General features: G+C 47.8%; 12 protein-coding genes and 1 pseudogene. 3 read left to right on the top strand and 10 right to left on the bottom strand.

From position 1 onward, the window contains the following. Positions 1 to 633: 633 nt before the first annotated feature. On the bottom strand, positions 634 to 1416 hold the full coding sequence (locus H0G69_RS05130; RefSeq protein ID WP_006499846.1) for a ChbG/HpnK family deacetylase: 783 nt from the start codon (positions 1414 to 1416) through the stop codon (positions 634 to 636). A gap of 134 nt (positions 1417 to 1550) precedes the next feature. Then, entirely contained in the window at positions 1551 to 2426 is an 876-nt protein-coding gene (scrK, locus tag H0G69_RS05135; protein ID WP_180304299.1) for a fructokinase ScrK, read from the bottom strand. A 215-nt stretch (positions 2427 to 2641) separates the two neighbouring features. On the opposite strand from scrK, the gene H0G69_RS05140 reads away from it, so the two are divergent. Both H0G69_RS05140 and H0G69_RS05145 read left to right on the top strand, forming a co-directional pair. Beyond that, positions 2642 to 3628 (top strand): LacI family DNA-binding transcriptional regulator, encoded by a 987-nt coding sequence (locus H0G69_RS05140; protein WP_033935429.1) that lies wholly within the window; start codon positions 2642 to 2644, stop codon positions 3626 to 3628. A 122-nt stretch (positions 3629 to 3750) separates the two neighbouring features. Further along, entirely contained in the window at positions 3751 to 5265 is a 1515-nt protein-coding gene (locus H0G69_RS05145; protein ID WP_180304300.1) for a glutamate--cysteine ligase, read from the top strand. 57 nt (positions 5266 to 5322) lie between these two features. Here the strand turns inward: H0G69_RS05145 and H0G69_RS05150 are convergent, their stop codons facing one another. Beyond that, on the bottom strand, positions 5323 to 5769 hold the full coding sequence (locus H0G69_RS05150; protein WP_074504374.1) for a shikimate kinase: 447 nt from the start codon (positions 5767 to 5769) through the stop codon (positions 5323 to 5325). Between the two features lie 419 nt (positions 5770 to 6188). Here H0G69_RS05150 and H0G69_RS05155 point away from each other — a divergent pair, with 419 nt between their 5' ends. After that, a complete protein-coding gene (locus H0G69_RS05155) occupies positions 6189 to 7187 on the top strand; it encodes a D-2-hydroxyacid dehydrogenase (protein ID WP_180304301.1) in 999 nt (332 codons plus the stop codon). 546 nt (positions 7188 to 7733) lie between these two features. Here H0G69_RS05155 and icd read toward each other — a convergent pair. The 7 genes and pseudogenes from icd to H0G69_RS05190 form a co-directional block, all read right to left on the bottom strand. Continuing rightward, positions 7734 to 8993 carry an NADP-dependent isocitrate dehydrogenase gene (gene icd / locus H0G69_RS05160; protein WP_240164310.1) on the bottom strand — a complete coding sequence of 420 codons (1260 nt, stop codon included), beginning with the start codon at positions 8991 to 8993 and terminating at the stop codon, positions 7734 to 7736. A gap of 474 nt (positions 8994 to 9467) precedes the next feature. Next, positions 9468 to 10379, bottom strand: coding sequence for an AEC family transporter (locus H0G69_RS05165; RefSeq protein WP_180304302.1), 912 nt, complete (start codon positions 10377 to 10379; stop codon positions 9468 to 9470). Positions 10380 to 10689: 310 nt separating this feature from the next. Then, a pseudogene (locus tag H0G69_RS05170) lies at positions 10690 to 13262 on the bottom strand (ABC transporter permease). Positions 13263 to 13271: 9 nt separating this feature from the next. After that, on the bottom strand, positions 13272 to 13973 hold the full coding sequence (locus tag H0G69_RS05175; RefSeq protein WP_180304303.1) for an ABC transporter ATP-binding protein: 702 nt from the start codon (positions 13971 to 13973) through the stop codon (positions 13272 to 13274). A gap of 130 nt (positions 13974 to 14103) precedes the next feature. Then, entirely contained in the window at positions 14104 to 15111 is a 1008-nt protein-coding gene (locus tag H0G69_RS05180) for a LacI family DNA-binding transcriptional regulator (protein ID WP_180304304.1), read from the bottom strand. Between the two features lie 140 nt (positions 15112 to 15251). Then, positions 15252 to 16592: a gluconate:H+ symporter gene (locus tag H0G69_RS05185; protein ID WP_180304305.1), complete on the bottom strand. Its 1341-nt coding sequence runs from the start codon at positions 16590 to 16592 to the stop codon at positions 15252 to 15254. An 18-nt stretch (positions 16593 to 16610) separates the two neighbouring features. Continuing rightward, complete coding sequence (locus tag H0G69_RS05190; RefSeq protein WP_180304306.1) at positions 16611 to 18134, bottom strand: gluconokinase; 1524 nt, start codon at positions 18132 to 18134, stop codon at positions 16611 to 16613. Between the last annotated feature and the right edge of the window lie 212 nt (positions 18135 to 18346).

Genomic DNA, 18346 nt, shown 5'->3' on the forward strand with positions numbered 1-18346 from the left:
ATACAAAAAATCCTGCATATTAACATATGACAAAATCATCATTACCTACTTCCGGATCAAAAGCAGTCTAGAGTAGGTAATTTCCGCCCTCCAAACTGACCAAGACTCGCTTTGCTCCACAATTGACACACCCGCATACCCACGGAGGCGTAATTGTCTGGTAGCAAGACACGCTCGCATGCCTGCGATAGGACGAAACTATCAATTTTGCTGAAACAGCTGCTTTAAATGTCACAGATCAAGCCATTAACGCCAATCACCAGCATTACTAATCGCAGTTGTCAGCAAAACTCCCAGTTGATAAATCAAGTCGTTTTGCTCGGTAATAATTGGCATTCTATCAATAGCAACTGCTGATCGATCTAGATAATGTTTTTAGTTAAGGTAAATTCATACTACTATATTAAAATACAGCGTCACCAAAATTTAAGCATAAAAAAACTGAGCAGCCGATGAATCTCCCAACTCATCATATGCTCAGCTAATATACAGTCAAATGGATCTGGTATGATTGCTGTTTGATTGAACATTTAAGCCCGATTCAGTAGCGATTTCCAGCTGAATCGTATTTTAACTCCCAATCCCTATCACAACCACTTTTCGCTTTGCCAACGCTTATCCCTAGTCTAGACGTCATGCTTTGGCGGAGTCGACCAGCTCGGAATACCGAACCAGTTGAACATCGTGTCGCTCAATCATTTCAATTGCCTGGCCACTGGTTGCCATTTCAACATCCAGCGTTCTTGGGTAAACCAAATGTGAATGCTGCAGGATAAACTGATCCAAAAAACCAGGGTGCAAAATCAGTTCAGGAATCACATGTGGACGCTTGTCAGCTGCAGAAAGTACGTGCGCCAGCGTTGCCACTGGATCATAATCCAAACTGAAATCTTCCATAAATGGCGTCAGTTTCTGGCCTTGAAACTCAACCTCATGCTCAACGTCAAAGCTTAAATATGGAATCTGATGCTCACTGGCCACGTCACGCAGCGCCCGAATAAAATTAAGGCTTAGTACCGTGTGACCTGCCAGATAGTCCGGCTCGCGCTTGGTCATTTCCACGAAACATTCGTATTGCGCCTCGACTTCTCTGACCGCGTCTTCGTAATCAACAATGTCTTTTCCCTGTTCAAAAGCATCGTGATAGACCTGCGAACGCTTAAAGCTCCCATCTTCCTGCACCAGACTCGATACCAGTTTTGGATCGCTCAACGGTTTCCCCGCACAGATTACGACGTGAAGCCCAACATCAGTGTCTGGTTCGTTTTTTAACAGCTCCCAGCCATGCTCGCTGAATGGCAGATTGACCATCAGCGAGACGTTATTAACGATGCCACGATGCGTTGCCTCATAGATTCCGTAGTTGACGGCACATGAGTATCCCAGATCGTCAGCACGAACAATTATCTTTTTCATTCAACGTTTCCTCCGTCCTTTAAACCTTTTCAACCTTTCTAAAGAGTAATAATATCATTATTGGATTACCGAAAAAACAAAAATACTCCAGCATTTCAGTTTGCTAGAGTATCTTTACGAAACGTTTTGTTTATTTATTCAAGAATTGCCTTTAAGGCCAGCGCAAAGTTGCCGATCGTCGCTGAGCCATTGTTCTTCGCCAGCGGCATCGTGATGTAGTCCGTTAGATCCCCGACTTCAACATAATTGTCCAACAGCTTGGCAAATTCATTCCGCACTTTTGCCAAAAACGGCTCACTGACTACGCCGCCGCCAAAAATGATCTTCCCTGGCCGCATCATTAAGGTCGTGTCGAGGGCAGCCTGTGCAACATAATAGGCCATAATATCCCAGACATGATCATCAAGCGGCACGTCTTGACCCTTCTTTCCCGTCCGTGCCTCAAAAGTCGGCCCGCTGACCAGCCCTTCCAGGCAGTCGCCATGAAAAGGACAGATGCCTGGAAAATCAAGATCATCTGGATGCCGCTTTACGCGAATGTGTCCCATTTCCGGGTGTCCCAGATCGCCAAGAAAATGACCATCCACAACCGCGCCGCCGCCAACACCGGTTCCAATCGTAAAGTAGACCAAAGAGCGCAGCCGCTGGTTGAACAGCGTTGACAAGACGTATTCGCCATATGCCGACCCGTTAACGTCAGTCGTCCAGGCAATCGGTACGTTAAAGGCTTTTTTCAGCGTCCCGACAAAATCAGTATCGGCCCAGCCTGGTTTAGGCGTGTTGGTAATGTAGCCGTACTTTGGTGAGTTGCGCCGAATCTCGATTGGGCCAAACGAAGCAATCGAAATCGCCTGCAGATCGTTAAATTGCTTAAAGTAGTCAATGCATTTTTGCAAGGTTTCTGCGGGTGTCGTCGTTGGAAACTTGGTACTGTCCATGATGCGATAGTCTTCGTTCCCCACTGCACATACAAACTTTGTCCCACCGGCCTCAATGCTTCCTAACAACATAAATGTCACCTCTGAATCCTTATTTGAGCGTCGTTTTAAAACGCTTTCACTTCTCTACGGCTATAATGTTAGCGCTTACCAACGTGAGTGTCAACCGGTTGTCAGTAATTATTTCATCGGTCGACAGCAAATATTCGCTCCCGAATGGCTTTTATTCACGAAAACGTGTAACATGAAGATTAAGCAATTTTACGAATAATGGAGGAATGCCTAATATGGAAGCCAATCATCGGCCTAAATTAGAAGACGTAGCTGCCGCGGCCGGCGTTTCCAAGACCACTGTCTCGCGTGTCTTGAACCATCGCGGCTACCTAAGCGAAAAAACCATTGCCAAGGTTCAAAAAGCAATGCAGGAACTTGATTATCGCCCCAACATCATCGCTCGGCAGCTGTATAAGCAGCGGACGGATCTGGTCGGCATGATCTTTCCTACCGTTGACAATCCGTTTTTCAGTCAGCTGGAAGCCGAGATGGAACGTCAGCTTTATCGCAATGGTTATAAGGTTTTGATCGGCAACAGTCAAAACGATCCTGCCAAAGAAGAAAACTATCTCCAGCAGCTGTTGACGCACCAAGTCGATGGTTTGATCGTCGGAACTCAAAATCGTGGTCTGATCGGCTATCAGCATGCCAATCTGCCAGTCGTGGCCATTGATCAGGTTGTCGGTAAAAATATTCCGGTGGTTTCTTCAGACAACTACCAGGGTGGTCTGCTGGCAACCCAGCGCCTGTTGGATGACGGTTGTCGCCACATCATCCACACCAACGGCCCGCTTGGATTAGACACGCCAACGCAAAAACGGCGCGAGGCCTATGAGCATCTGATGACCAAAAACAATCTGCCGGCCATTACCTACCATCTGGACTTCAACATCAGTACCATTGATAAAGAGCGGGTTTTCCGGCGCATCTTTGAAGAACACCCCGAAGTCGACGGTATTTTTGCCGCCAACGATACCGATGCCAGCACGATCATCAATCTGGCCAGCGAATATGGCAAGCGAATCCCGGAAGACCTCAAGATTGTCGGCTATGACGGAAGCAACGTCACCCGCCTGCTTTTGCCGGGACTGACCACGATTCAGCAGCCCATTGATGAAATGGCTGATCTGGCAGTACAGCTGCTGCAGGCACGCATCAACGGCCAAAACGTTAAATCCGTGGTTCTGCCCGTCACCATCTGGAATGGCAAGACGGCTTAGCTTTTTTGATCATAACGGCAGCTGACCAGCTTCTTTAAAATAAAATGAGTAAATAATTAGACAAAATTGGTTTTTTCGTTATAATATCTCCGAACATCCATTTATCGATATGGGGGACCATTATGAGCAAGTTAAGTCAAATCATCGCCGAAAATGAGCTAAACAGCCTGCTGACAAAAAACTACATGGGATTAGAGCTGGAGGAGCACCGTTTGCTAAAGGACGGTCGCATCAGCCGCTACCCATACCCAGCCGAATTTTTGTCACGCCGGCATAATCCGTATCTAAAAACCGATTTTGCCGACAACATGTTGGAGATTTCCGGCACGCCAACGCTGGGTACCGATGCCAATCTGGCCAATCTTGAAATGCTCCAGCAGCTGGTGACCGACCATCTGCAGGCTGATGAGATCATCTGGCCGCTAAGCATCGCTCCTGCTTTTTCAAAAGATGATTTAGACTTTGCCGGTTCATTCAACACTCGCTTTTGGATGGCTGAATATCACGACTATCTACAGCAAAAATACGGCACGGCTCGAGAAATCTTTACCGGCGTCCATATCAACTACAGCATCAATCAAACGTTGGTGCAATCACTGTGGGACCACGGTTTTAATGAAGACTTCGCCACGCTGGCCGACTTTAAGAATGCTTTAAACTTCAAGCTAGCCCAGAGTTTTGTGTTGTGGCGCTGGCTGTTTACCTACTTTTTTGGCGCCAGTCCAATTGCCGGCAATCTGCCAAGCAATCTACCGCGTGATCTGCGTTTTCCAGTTCGCAGTCTTCGCAGCAGCTCATATGGCTATGCCAACCAAAAAGGCGAGGAGATTACCTATGACTCATTTGAAGAACAGCTTGCTCAGCTCAAGCAACGAATTGATCAGCATCAGTTCTTCTCGATGCATGAATTTTACGGTCCCGTTCGCTTAAAGGGTCGTGGCGACAGTCTGGCCGACCTGCAGAATAACGGTACCGAACGGCTGGAATTTCGTTCGTTCGACCTGGATCCGTTTACGCCGGCACGGGTCAGCCCAGCGGCATTAAACTTCTTGGAATTATTCTTGATCAATGCTCTGCTGCAGCCCCTTCCTGAAAAACTAGCGGAACAGCTAAAACTGGCTGCCCAACGCAATGAGCAGATTGCCTTGCAGCATCCGGCCGAAGTCTTTGCCTGGGTCAAGCCGCTTGCTGCCCCACTGATTAAACAGCTGCGCGCTACTGCTGACCAGCTGAACTTGCCGGATAAATATGCCAAGAGCCTGGATCTGGCTGAACAGCGCTTGGAAAATCCTGCACTGACGCTGAGTGGCCAATTGCTCGATCACATCAGTCCTCAAGGCGATCTTTTGGAATTCGGTCTCACAACCGCTTTGGCAGATCGCAAGCGCATTGCGGAATATACCGAACCATTAGCGGCATTGAAAGGCAAGTGCTCTGCCAGTCTGCAGTCGCTCATTCGTCAAGCCGTGGAGCTGGGCATCAAAGTGCGGCTTGATCAGCATCACTTGCATCTGCAGCTTAAAGAACATGAAGAGATCTTCCCCATCCACGTAACGTTTGACTACCAAATTGGACCGCGCGAGTATCTGCTCTCACTTTTTCCTGAAGTTTTAAAAATCAATAACGATCAACAATAACCAAAAAGACTGACCAGCATTTTGCTGATCAGTCTTTTTTGAAATCGAATTATCTGGCTAGGCAGCCTTTTGAGTACTCCAACAAGCAGCAACGCGTCGGGCGGCTTCTTTGGTTGAAAGCTCAGCCGCGTCAATCATGCGATCATGTCCAAAGCTCTGTTCCAGCATCGCCTCAAACGTTTTGTCCGCGTTTTTTTGATCTTTCAATACGACGACGAATGCTCCTGTTTCCTGCAGCATCTTCAGGTTTTCGTAGCGAGTAAGAACATGGCTAGGTGCGGTTAAAACGACATTTCGTTCCGCCAGCTTGGCACCGAAAACGTCATGCTCGATTTGACGGAGGTTTTCTTCACCACGGCTCATCGTCAGTTCGTCCATCGTCTGCCCACTTAGATTGACGATTTCCTGATTCAGATCCGTAACGGGACGATGCAGAAACTCGCTAATCAGTCGGCTGACACCTGCTTGGTTATCTTCCATGAAATTTACAACGACTAAATCCATAATGAATGCCTCCATTCCTCTAATATTTTTCTAATTGAATTGCCATTATATTAATTTAGTCGCCTTAAAATGTCAATCATTTAAAACTAATATTTGTAAAATTAAACAAACATCAATTATTGCGCATCAGCCCTTGATCAACGATTAACAAAATTAAGCAAGCTGCTTTAACCGTTTCAGACCGTTGATCCGCAATATTTTTCGGCCGATCGTCTGAACTGGACTTGATTTGCTTTGTTTTTTTCTTTGGCAAATCGTTTATCAATTCGACATACGGTTTCAATATTAAAGATTATTAAGCAAAATCCCATCTGTAAATGTTTTCATCACATTTGGCAATTCGTTTTATTTATTCGATGCAACTCGTGATATGATAATATTAGTCGTTTTATAAATAAATTCAGGAGGGAATCGTTAAAATGAAAGTGCTAATGTATGGTACGCACCCATATGAAAAGCCCTACGCTGAAAAATGGGCCCAACAGACGCAAACCGAACTCAAGATGGTTGATGAGCCGCTCAATGACGAAACGGTTGATCTGGCAAAAGGCTTCGATGCCATCACGGTTCTGCAGACTGCTTCAATGGGCAGTCCTGCGGTTTACGAAAAACTCGCCAGCTTTGGCATCAAGCAGATCAGCTGCCGCATGGTCGGCGTCGACATGGTGGATCTGGATGCCGCCAAGGCCAACCATTTGATCGTTACCAATGTCGCCAGCTATTCGCCACGTGCAATTGCTGAGATGGGAGTCGCCCAGGCAATGTACCTGCTGCGCCGCATTGGGATTTTTGATGCCCGCATGAACCAAAACCACGATTTCAGCTGGAATGAAACGCTCATCAGCAATGAAATCTACAACTGCACGGTTGGCTTGATTGGTGCCGGTCACATCGGTACGGCTACGGCACAGATCTACAAAGCCTTAGGAGCCCGCGTTTTAGTCAATGACATCGCCTATGACCCCGCCCTGGAACCATTTGCCGAATACGTTGATCGGGAAACCATCTTCAAGGAAGCCGACATTATCTCCCTGCATACACCGCTATTGCCAAGCACGCGGGGTATGATTGGCGAAAAAGAACTAAAGAAGATGAAAAAGACTGCCTACCTGATCAACATGGCGCGAGGTGCTTTAATTGACACATCTGCTTTGATCAAGGCCCTAAAAGATGGCGAGATTGCCGGTGCCGGTTTGGATACGCTGGCTGACGAAACGACTTTCTTTGGTCAAACCAACGTGGCCGAAAAAGACGTTCCTGCCGACTACAAAGAGCTGGCAGCCATGCCAAACGTGGTCATTACTCCTCACGTTGCTTTCTTTACTCAAACTGCGGCCCGCAACATGGTGCAGATTGCCTCCAATGATGCCATTACAATTGCCAATGGCGGCCGCTCCCGCAACGAGATTCGCTACTAGATGGTCGTTAATTGAAAACGCTGCTTGTCAGAGAACGTCTGCAGGCAGCGTTTTATTATTGTAGTTGACCATAAATCGTCAGACAGCTGAGTAAGAACCAGACCGTGATTTAATTCATTATGAAAACAAAAATGCCAGTGACTGGTAAGCCACTGGCGTTTTTTCGTACGCGATCTTAAAGATTATGCGCAGTTTTAATGAAGAATTAAAATCTGATAAGATGGACTCTTAATGCTTACAGGATTGCAGTTCTAAGCGAATCTTTTCCGTTAAGAATGCTTTGTTTCTTATCAACTTTTAATTTACGATTATTATAATAATCCCTGTTCAAGATAATGTCAACCTCATTTTTTAAATTTGCGAATTTATTTTAAAATTTAAAATCAGTCAAACTATTGCGTTATTTTTTAAATTTTTAAAAACATTTCATTTTATAAAGAATAATCAGCCTTAATCAGCCCGAAATGTTCGGCTTTCAGATTACTAATCGGCGTCTTGCTGACCGTCCGTTTCATCAAAAGCAACTTTTGCCAACTAGGCTTTTGATTAAGAATTGATGAGCTTAACCAGCAGCTCACCATACTGACTGGTGGAAAGCGCTGCAGCTGCCGGCACTAGATCCGGCGTTGCTTTCTGCATGGCAATAGCCTGCGCGACTGCTTTTCTGATCATTTCGGCTGCTTTCCCCCATCCCAGATATTCCAACATCATTGCGCCTGATAAAATCAGCGAGGTTGGATTAGCGCAGTTTTTTCCGGCTAGCTGCGGTGCCGTACCATGTGTAGCCTCAAAAATCGCGCAGCCAGTCTGGAAATTAATGTTGCTGCCCGGTGCAATTCCCAAGCCGCCCACTTGCGCCGCCAATGCATCAGACAGATAGTCGCCGTTGAGGTTCATCGTGGCAACAACATCAAAGTGCTCTGGAAATAACAATGCCTGCTGGAAAAAGTTGTCGCAGATGATGTCATTGACGATCAGCATTCCTTGTGCCTGGGCTTGTTGGCGGACCTGTTGCGCCACCGCTTCTCCCTGCTCTTTTTTTATTTTCTCAAGTCGCGGCATCGTCAATGTCTGTTTGGCATATTTTTGCTCAATCAGCTGATATCCCCATTTTTTAAAGCCGCCCTCAGTTTCTTTCATAATATTGCCTTTATGCACCAGGGTTAGATAATGGCGGTGATTTTTCAACGCATAGTCAACTGCAGCTTGAATCAGCCGCTGTGAGCCTTCTTTTGAGATCGGCTTGATACCAAACGCGGCCGTGTCGGGAAAACGTACGCGCTGCAGCTGATTGGTTTCTTGCAGCCACTTTTTTAGAGACTGAGCAGCATTTGAATCAGCTGGTGCTTCAATTCCAGCGTAGATGTCTTCCGTATTTTCTCTAAACAGATCGATGCAAACGCGCTCCGGATGCTTGACTTGCGACGGCACCCCAGTAAAATAGCGAATCGGCCGCCAACAGGCATACAGATCAAGTGTTTGTCGCAGGGCAACGTTGATTGAGCGATGACCAGTACCAACCGGCGTCGTCATGGGACCCTTGATTGCGACCAGATGCCGTTTTAATTCCATAATGGTTTGCTGCGGCAGCCATTCGTCTACCAGCTCATGCGCTCGTTCGCCAGCTAAAAGCGGCAGCCAGTCAATCTCACGCTGTCCTTGATAGGCGCGTTTGACGGCGGCATCCAGCACTGGCTGTGCGGCCTGCCAGATTTCAGGCCCAATCCCATCCCCTTGTAAATAAGGAATCTCCGGATTATCAGGAACCATTAGACGATTATTCTTCATTTCAATCAATGCACTCAAAAAAATCACTCCTTTTTGCTGATCAGCTATTTTATCTGAACCGGTCGTTAATTATTTTAATTAAAATATACTGAGTTTCCATTCAAGCTTAACGCAAAAAAGCACGCCGCTTCTTTAAGAAACATGCGTGCTTAAGGTTAAGAGTATGGTACGTTTTGTCTAATTCTAGGAACTTTCTTGACTTGCCTCGGAAGCAGCAAAACGAGCAGATTTCAAATTGGTGCCCTGCCAATTGTAATCCAGTTGTTAAAGAGTCGCCCCGACCCCTCAAAACGACTCAAAATAGGCGAGGAATCACACGAAACGGATCTTAATTGACGCAATGGATCAATCTGAGGTGTTTTTCTGTTTCCATGGTTAAGACTAACGAATCATTGTAAAGAATTTATTGCAGCGCTGTTTCTCTATTGTAAATTTTTGAATTAATCATACTTAACTTGACTATTCGCTGATTTTAAAGCGTCCAACCACATGCTAGGCCAACGCCAGCACGAATGCCGACAGCGTAACCAAAGAAAATGCCGTACTCCAGAATTGCGTTGATGCCAGCTCCTTTTCATTGACACCAAAGCGGATGGCCAAAGTTGATGGCATCGTTGCCGTTGGGATCGCTAAGGCAATCACGACCAGGCGCCTTAAAACAGCCGGTGTTCCCGCGATCCACATAATCAGCAGCACGACCAACGGAAAGGCGATGTTTTTTAACAGTACGGTACCAAAAATGGTCTTATTAAACGACAAGTGCCGCGTCCCTAAGACGATGCCGGCTGCAAAAATCGCCACCCCGCCGGCACCTTTACCCAATAGATCAAACGTACTGGTCAGCTGAGTTGGCATTTGGGTACCGCACAACGTTAATAAAAATCCTAAAACAGCCGCAAGCACCAATGGCTTTTTAAACGTGGCTGCCAGCCGTTTCCAGGGTGAGCGGTCACTGCTCAGAGCATCAAAGGCAATCGGCAGCATGATGATGTTAACCGTCAAGGAACAGATGCCGATCGTAATCGCACTGTTGCTGGTACTGAACAATAATGGCAAAACGGCCGAGCCAATAAACGGTACCGATGGATTGGCAATCGACATAGCTCTAAGCGTGGCCAGCTGTCTTGAATTATGAAGACCAAACCGATAGATCAGGATCATCATCAAGTAGCAGCCAGTCATCGAAAGCATCAGCCAGCCCATCAGCGGCACGTTGGCAATCAAAATCCGGCGCGAGGTGCTCCATAGACCGCCAAACACGTGCAGCGGAAGCATGAAGGTCAAAACCAGCTTAACGAATCTTTTGCTGTCCTGGTCATTAAAAATGCCGCGCCTGGCTGCCAGATAGCCTAGACTAATCGTAACGAAAATCGGAATCAAGGCAAAGATCAAAGTACTCAACATGAATTATCAACCCCCTCAGCTTTAGTTGGTGCTGATAATCATAACGCAAGATCAGCCGATTTTTAATAATATTCTAAGAATTGCTTGATATCTTAATCAATAATGGTCTACACCATTAACTTTTATGTTTTTAAACCGTGCTGCTTTCTGTAAATTAATCTGTAAAAGCATTTGCAAATTTAAAAACGATCTTTCCAATAAACCAATTCCAAGCCCGGCAACTTTTTCTGCGGACAGCCGCAAACCTGCTGCTGTTCATATTTTCCAATAAAAAAACCGCCCATAAAGAGACGGTTTTCGTCAATCACATCTAGTCAACCGAACTCAATGCATCAAGCATATCAACGCTTCGGATCTTGTGGTGCATAGCCATTGCTACTCCCGCCGTAATGACCGCCGGAATCAGTGCCGAAACGATAAAGTTGATCAGCGTCATCGTTGGATCAAACATTGCGTTGGCAGGCGGTAAGCTCAAGATGATAAAGCGATGCAGACCAATCCCAACCAGATAGCCCAGCAGGATGCCGATCACGGACAAAATGATCGTTTCGCGATAGATGTAGAGCGTCACTTCTTGATCGTAAAAGCCTAAAACCTTGATTGTCGACAACTCGCGCATCCGTTCCTCAATATTGATGTTGGACAGGTTGTAGATAACCACGAGTGCCAATAAGGCTGCTAAACCGATCAAGATAATCATGACGCGGTTTAAACTGCCCATGATGTTGTCAATCGTCCGCTGATTATTGACGTTTTGATTGATCCCCTTTACGGCGCCGGTTGCCATCAGACGTTGCGACTCCTGCTGCAGCTGAGCGCCTTTTTTAAGCGTAATCAATTGCGCATTGGTCTGATATGACTGATGGAAAATCTTTTGGTATGCCTGGGGACTCATCAGTACATAGTGACCGATATACATCTCCATGATGCCAGCAACCTTCATCGTCCGCCATTTTCCACTCGCGTCCTTAAGCTTGATTGAGCTGCCCTTTTTGGCGTTGAGCAATCGTGCCAGCTTTTCTGAGATTATCACGCCATCTTGCGGCAGCTTAAGCGTTTTTTTAGTCTGCCGGTTCTTGACCGCGAAATACTGCTTAAAGTTTTTTTCATTGTTTGGAACGATTAAAGAGATCGACTGCGTGGCATCATCATCACCGGCTTTCTTGGTCAGCTGTTCAAAATAGATACCGGTATGTCCCTTCACTGATTTGCCGTTCAGCTCGTTTTTCAGTTGCCGCTGCTGTTTGGCAGAGCTGTTCGAATTTTGGACGGCGATCAGATCGTACTTGATGATCCGACTGTATTCAATGTTGCTGATGCCGCTGAGCGAATCGCGAATGCCAAAGCCCATTACCAAAAGTCCCGTACAACCCGCCACGCCAAAGATCGTCATCAACGCCCGACTCTTATACCGAAAGAGATTGCGCATCGTTACCTTATAGTTGAAGCTGAGCCGATTCCACAGCCAATGCCAACGCTCCAATAAGATGCGTGATCCTCCCTTAGGTGGCTTAGGCAGCAGCAATGCGGCCGGCTTGGCTTTCAAGTCACGATGCAATGCCCACAGCGCGGCGCCCGTCGTACAGAGAATGGCAATAAGCCAGGTCGTCAAAAGCAGCGCCCATGAGAAGTGGATCTGAAAGCCGCTGAGCGTGGAGTTGGCAGCATAGGCCTTAAAAATGATCTTTGGCAGTACCATAAAACCACCCCAAGCTCCCAGCGCCACCCCAGCTGAACTGGCCAACAGACTAAACAGCGCAAACTTTTTGGCCACATCGGCATTTGAATATCCTAAAGCCTTGAGCGTACCAATCTGGATCCGTTCTTCTTCCACAAAACGCGTCATCGTCGTCAGGCTGACCAGGGCCGCGATTGCAAACAACAGCACCGGAAAGACGTTTGCCAGGATATCGACTCGTTCAGCGTTGGAACGGTAAATGGCATAGCCGGGATTTTCCGTTCGATCACTCAGCGTATAGGTTGGCGAACCCATCTGCTTGAGCTTGGCCTGCTGTTTTTTAAGCGCAGCAGCCTGCTGAATGAGAACCGCATTGCCTGCCCCTGTATTTTTCTGCTGAAGCAAAGCGGCCTGCTGCGTTGCCCGGGCAAGTTGCTGCTGAGCTGCCTTCAGCTGACGTTCAAGTTTTGCTGCTTGGTTTTTCCATGCCGATTCAAGGCCTTCTTCAATTGCTGCTGCTGTTTTTCAACATAATTGGTATAGCGCGTGGAATAAGGATTCATTTTCGCCGTCTGGTTATACGTGATCCGTGCGATTGCATAGGCAGTCCCGGTCTCAAAGGCTGATTTTTTAACGACGGCCACCCCGCTCAATTGGCCGGTTCCTACCGTTGTCTGACCAATGTCGCTGCGATCCAGATACTCGCTGGAACGTACGAAGCCGACAATTTTAAACTGACGATGCTTCAACGAACCTGCTTGCTTGAGTGTGATCCACTGGCCAATATGATACTTGCCCTTTAGCAGGTAGCTGACGGCAATCTCATTATCATGCCGCGGTAGATGTCCACTGACCGTCTGCCAGCTTGAGACGCCATTGGTTTGTGAAAAAATCCGCAGTGCCCGCTTCGTCTGATTAATCGTACTGTCCTGCAGATAGCCAAAATCAACCTGCTTAACGCTCTTTTGCTGTCGAATGAGCTGACGATCGCGGCTATCCAGACCATAGTTCGATGTAATCGTGGTATCGGCCAGATGATGCTGGGTAAAAAAGCTGGTTGCCGTCTGCCGCATATCCGGTCCCGTAATTTTTAAGCCAATCAAGGCAAACACGCTGACGGCCATTAAGAGAAAGATCGCGATAAACCGGCCCAGCGAGCGGGAAATAGCCTGCCAGGCATCTTTCCATAAAATTCGCTTGCTCAAAGTTCTCACCTACCATTCAATTGACTGAATGTCAGCCGGATGCTGATTGCGTTTCTGCTTGACCAGCTGACCGTCGTGAATATACAGCACCTGATCGCCAATCGGAGCCAAAGCCGCGTTATGCGTAACGATAATGACCGTTGAACCATGCTCGCGACTCATATCCTGCAGAATCTGCAGCACCTGCTTGCCTGTTTCATAATCCAGCGCACCAGTCGGCTCATCACACAAAAGCAGCTGTGGGTTCTTAGCGACGGCACGCGCAATTGCCACTCGCTGCTGCTCGCCACCGGAAAGCTGAGCGGGAAAGTTGTTGATGCGATTGGCCAGCCCCACGGCTTTTAGCGCTTCAACGGCATCCAGCGCCTGGGGAACGATTTCTGAAGCCAATTCAACGTTTTCTTTAGCAGTCAGGTTGGGAATCAGATTATAGAACTGAAAGACAAATCCCACGCTCAGCCGGCGATAGGTCGTCAACTCACGACGATCATATTTGGCAATGTCGTGGCCAGCAACGATAACCTCGCCGCTTGAGTTCGTATCCATCCCGCCTAAGATGTTGAGCAAAGTTGACTTGCCCGCGCCAGAAGCGCCCAGAATGATTACCAGCTCGCCTTTTTCAATTAAAAAGCTGATGTCTTTGTTGGCATAAAGCTTTTCTGACCCTGTTTGATAAATCTTGGTATTATTATGAACTTCAATCAGTGCCATACTGTCATCCCCCATCAAAAGGCTTTTCTTTTTATTTTAATGGATTGACAGTTAAATGTTATCGCTTTCTTTTAAATTAACGATTAAAAAACGGTTGATCGCTAATTTGCGGATCAACCGTTTTTACTGACTAGATTGAGGAATGCATATCAACAGTAACCGGCAGAATCGACGTATCACTGATCGTTGAGTGGTTTTTGATTTGAGTCAGCAGCTTTTGCGCCGCCAGATTACCCATCAGCTCCATGTCCTGCCGCAGCAAAAAGATGCCGTCTTCACCAACGTACTGCGACCAGCTCCAGTCATCAAAGCTGATCAGCCCCAGATCTTTAGGAAACGTTACTTTTTCATGCTTAAAGATCTTAAGCAGCGTAAACAGGATCGGGCCCATCAATGAGATCACGACCGTTCGTCCATTAAGCTGCCCCATTACACGTGTCAATTCTCTTGCCAGCCAGTCATCATCATGCCCTTTGATTTCAATATTATGATAGGTCAGCCCCGTCTCACTGGCCGCCAGCTGAAAGCCCTTGATCCGGGGATGCTGCCCAGAAGCCTCGGCAAATCGTGAGCTGACCGTAATTACATTGGCATAACCTTTTTTGCCCAACTGCCGTCCCAACCGGTAGCTGGCGTCAAAGTTGGCGCTGGTTACCTTGCCCACCGTCAGCGGCTGATCGTCGACTTCCCGGTCAACCAAAACCAACGGCGTCTGATTGCGCAGAATTGATTGATACTGTTCAAAGCTGCGCGAGTTTGGCTGCACGATAATGCCGTCAACGCGCTGCTGATATAGATCATCTAAGGCCTTTTTCTCCATTTCTTGCGAGTTGTTGGTGTTCATCAACAATACATCATAACCTGCTGGCTGCAAGATATCATAGATTCCCTTGCTGAGCAGTGATGAGAAATGGTTGGCAATATCCCCGACCAATACCCCCACTAAATGGCTCTGCGTCTGGCGCAGTCGTCTAGCCGAAGCAGCCGGCACGTAATGCAGTTGATTGATCGTGGCGTCAATGCGCTCTTTGGTCTGCGCGCTCATTTTTTGATAATGGCCGTTGAGATAGCGCGAGACGGTCGTTACCGAAACCCCCGCCGCTTTGGCAACGTCGCTGATTGTTACATGCTGTGACATAATCCTCTTCCTTTAGCCTGTTTGCTTAGTAAGATTTATTTTATCATAACCCGGCACTAATTAAAAAAGTGCGTAACCACAACTGGATCCACGCACTTTTATAGGTATTTTAAGAGTGAATCTTTAGCTAAGAAAATCAGTTAGGCAATGATCAACGACAGGACCCAGACGCTTGCCAGACCAGCCAGTGACAATACTGAAGTCAGCGTCGACCAGGAAAGCAGGGTTTCTTTAAGTGACAGGCCGAAGTATTCCTTGATCATCCAGAAACCAGCATCGTTAACGTGATCGCAGAATACCGAACCGGCACCAATTGAAAGCACCATCAAAGCACTCATCGTTGGCGACATGTGGGCGGCCATTGGTGCGATCAGACCAGCTGCCGTCATTGAAGAAACAGTCGAGGAGCCAAGCGAAACCCGCAGCAATGCCGTAATCAGCCAGGCAGCCAGGATTGGTGAGATGCTGGTACCGGAGAACAGCGTGGAAACGTATTTGGAGATGCCGCCTTCTACCAGAACTTCCTTAAAGGCACCACCGCCACCGATGATCAGCAGCATCATGGCAATCTGCTTAACGGAAGTCGTCATTGACTTGGAGATCTCGCTCATCTTTTCACTGCGGGCCAGCCCCATCGTCCAGATCGCAAACAGCAGCGACAGCAGCATGGCCGCATCCGGAGCACCGACGAATTGAATGAACTGGTTGACTGGGTTGGTCTTAGAGAGTACAAATGAGCAGATCGTAGCAACGGCAATCAGGATAACCGGCATCATGGCCGTCAAAACGGAGATGCCAAAGCCAGGCGTTTCTTCCAGCTTGAATTCCTTGTATTCGCCAAGGACCGAGATATCAACGTCTTTGCGGTAAACGGAAGGATAAACCTTGTGCAGGAAATAGTTGAAAACCGGACCGGAGATAATGATCGTTGGAATCGCGACGATGATCCCCAAAAGCAGCACGTGACCCAAAGTAGCACCAAGAATGTCGGTAATAGCCGTTGGTGCCGGGTGTGGCGGCAAGAAGGCGTGGCAGACGTTCAAAGTAGCTGCCATCGGTATCCCCAGGTACATCAGCGGCATGTCCAGCTCTCGAGCAATGATGAAAATGATTGGCAAAACGACAACCAGACCAACTTCAAAGAACAGTGCCAGACCAATGATAAACGATGCCAGAATTACGGCAACCTGAATCCAGCGCCGACCAAACTTATTGATCAAAGTCGTGGCAATCCGGTAGCCACCACCAGCATCAGAAACCAGTTGACCCAGCATGGACCCAAATCCGAAAATAATTGCTAAGTGGCCCAGCTGACCGCCAATCCCAGTTTCAATCGCGGTTGGTATCTTGGCAACCGGAATCTGCAGACAAAGCGCAATGATAAATGAAGTAACGACCAGTGAAACGAATGTGTTGAGCTTCAACTTAACGATCAAGAAGATCAGAATCAAAACCCCTAATAAAACAATGAGCAGTGGCATAATGTTTCCCCCTCAATTTTAATTTTCCTGCTGGAGCCGAGCAATCGTTGAATAGGCCGGCTTGAGCAATCCTTCAACCTGTTTGAACAATGGCAGGTACTTTTGATAGACCCGCACCGTGGCCTGCTCCGGCTGATAAGCACCAACGCTGCCGATCAAGTCTTGTACCGCGTCCAGATCATCAATCATTCCCAGACTCTTCATCGCCATCGTAACCGCGCCAAGACATCCCGATTCATAGGACTCTGGAATGTTGACCGCGACGTCCAAGACATCCGCCAGCATCTGCTTCCAGACCTCAGAACGGGCAAAGCCACCCGTTGCCGTTACGCTGGCAGGCTTACCAACCAGATCGCATACCGCATCATAGACCGTGGCAATGTTCATGCAGATGCCCTCCATTACCGCCCTCAGCATGTCAGCACGGGTATGCAGCGGATTCAGACCAAAGAAGCTGCCGCGCGCGTTGGCATCCCAAAGCGGCGCCCGCTCACCACCAAGAAACGGATGGAACAATAGGCCATGAGCACCGGCCGGAACGCTGGCGATTACTTGATTGGCAACGTCATAAACCGATTTGTCCTCGCTCTTGGCAGCCGAACTGTCGACCAAATGATTGGCCGCCCATTGAAAAACATCACCGCCATTGTTCAAAGGACCACCGACTACCCAGCGCTGCCGATCAATTGAGTAGCAGAACAGGCGCTGTTCGGGATCGACCACTGGATGATCAGTAGCCACGCGCACCGCCGCTGAAGTCCCAATCGTAATGGCAACCGTGTCCTGCCGCGTGGCCCCGACGCCAAGATTGGAAAGCGCGCCGTCAAACGCACCATAGACAAACGGCGTCTCATCATCAAGCCCCGTTGCCTGCTTGGCTACCGGCGTCAAGCCAGTTTCCTGGGTCGTCCCGTCAACGATCTCTGGCAGCTGTGAGCGCGTAATGCCAGTCAGCTTCAGAATCTCATCATCCCAATCCTGCGTATGCATATTGAAAAATCCAGTGCAGCTGGCCGTTGAGATGTCGACTCTAAACTTGCCGAACAGTTTCCAGAACAAATACGACTTAATGTCAGCAACATATGCCGCAGCTGCCATTTTTTCAGGCTGCGTCTGCTTTAGCCACATCAGTTTGGTCAAAGGTGACATTGGATGAATCGGCGTCCCGGTTTGCGCGTAGATGTCGGCTCCATCCGGGGTGGCCTTCAGCTTAGCTGCAACCTCGCGCGCCCGCGTATCAGCCCAGGTCATCGCCCGCGTCAGCCGCTGATGATTCTTATCCAGCAAGATCACGCTTTGGTTGGCATTGGAAAACGAGACTGCCAATACCTGCCCACCTAATAACTTGGCCCGATCAGCCGCATCATGAATCACTTTTTCGACGGCCGCAGTCAGGTCATCCGGATTCTGCTCCGCCATTCCATTGCCGTCACGATAAAGCTGATACAGTTCTTTATAAGAATCCAGTACCTGAGCTTTCTCATCGAACAGGACCGCTTTTGTGCTGGTCGTGCCGACGTCCACACCAATTAGATAGTTCATCTTCAACTCTCCCTTATCTTCAATAATATTGAAAACGCTTTAGGTTATCGATACACCTAGTATAATAAATGCGCTTTCATGTTTTGTCAACGCTTCCAGTTAAATTTAGGAAATCGATAAACCGAAACACGTTGGCGCTGTTGCCTTTTGCTTTTTTAAAAAATTTTTTAGACAGCTGGTGATCAGCGCGCTATGATGGTGTTTAAAAATGA

It is taken from the genome of Limosilactobacillus mucosae (genome assembly GCF_013423865.1).
In the GTDB taxonomy this organism is placed as follows: domain Bacteria; phylum Bacillota; class Bacilli; order Lactobacillales; family Lactobacillaceae; genus Limosilactobacillus; species Limosilactobacillus mucosae.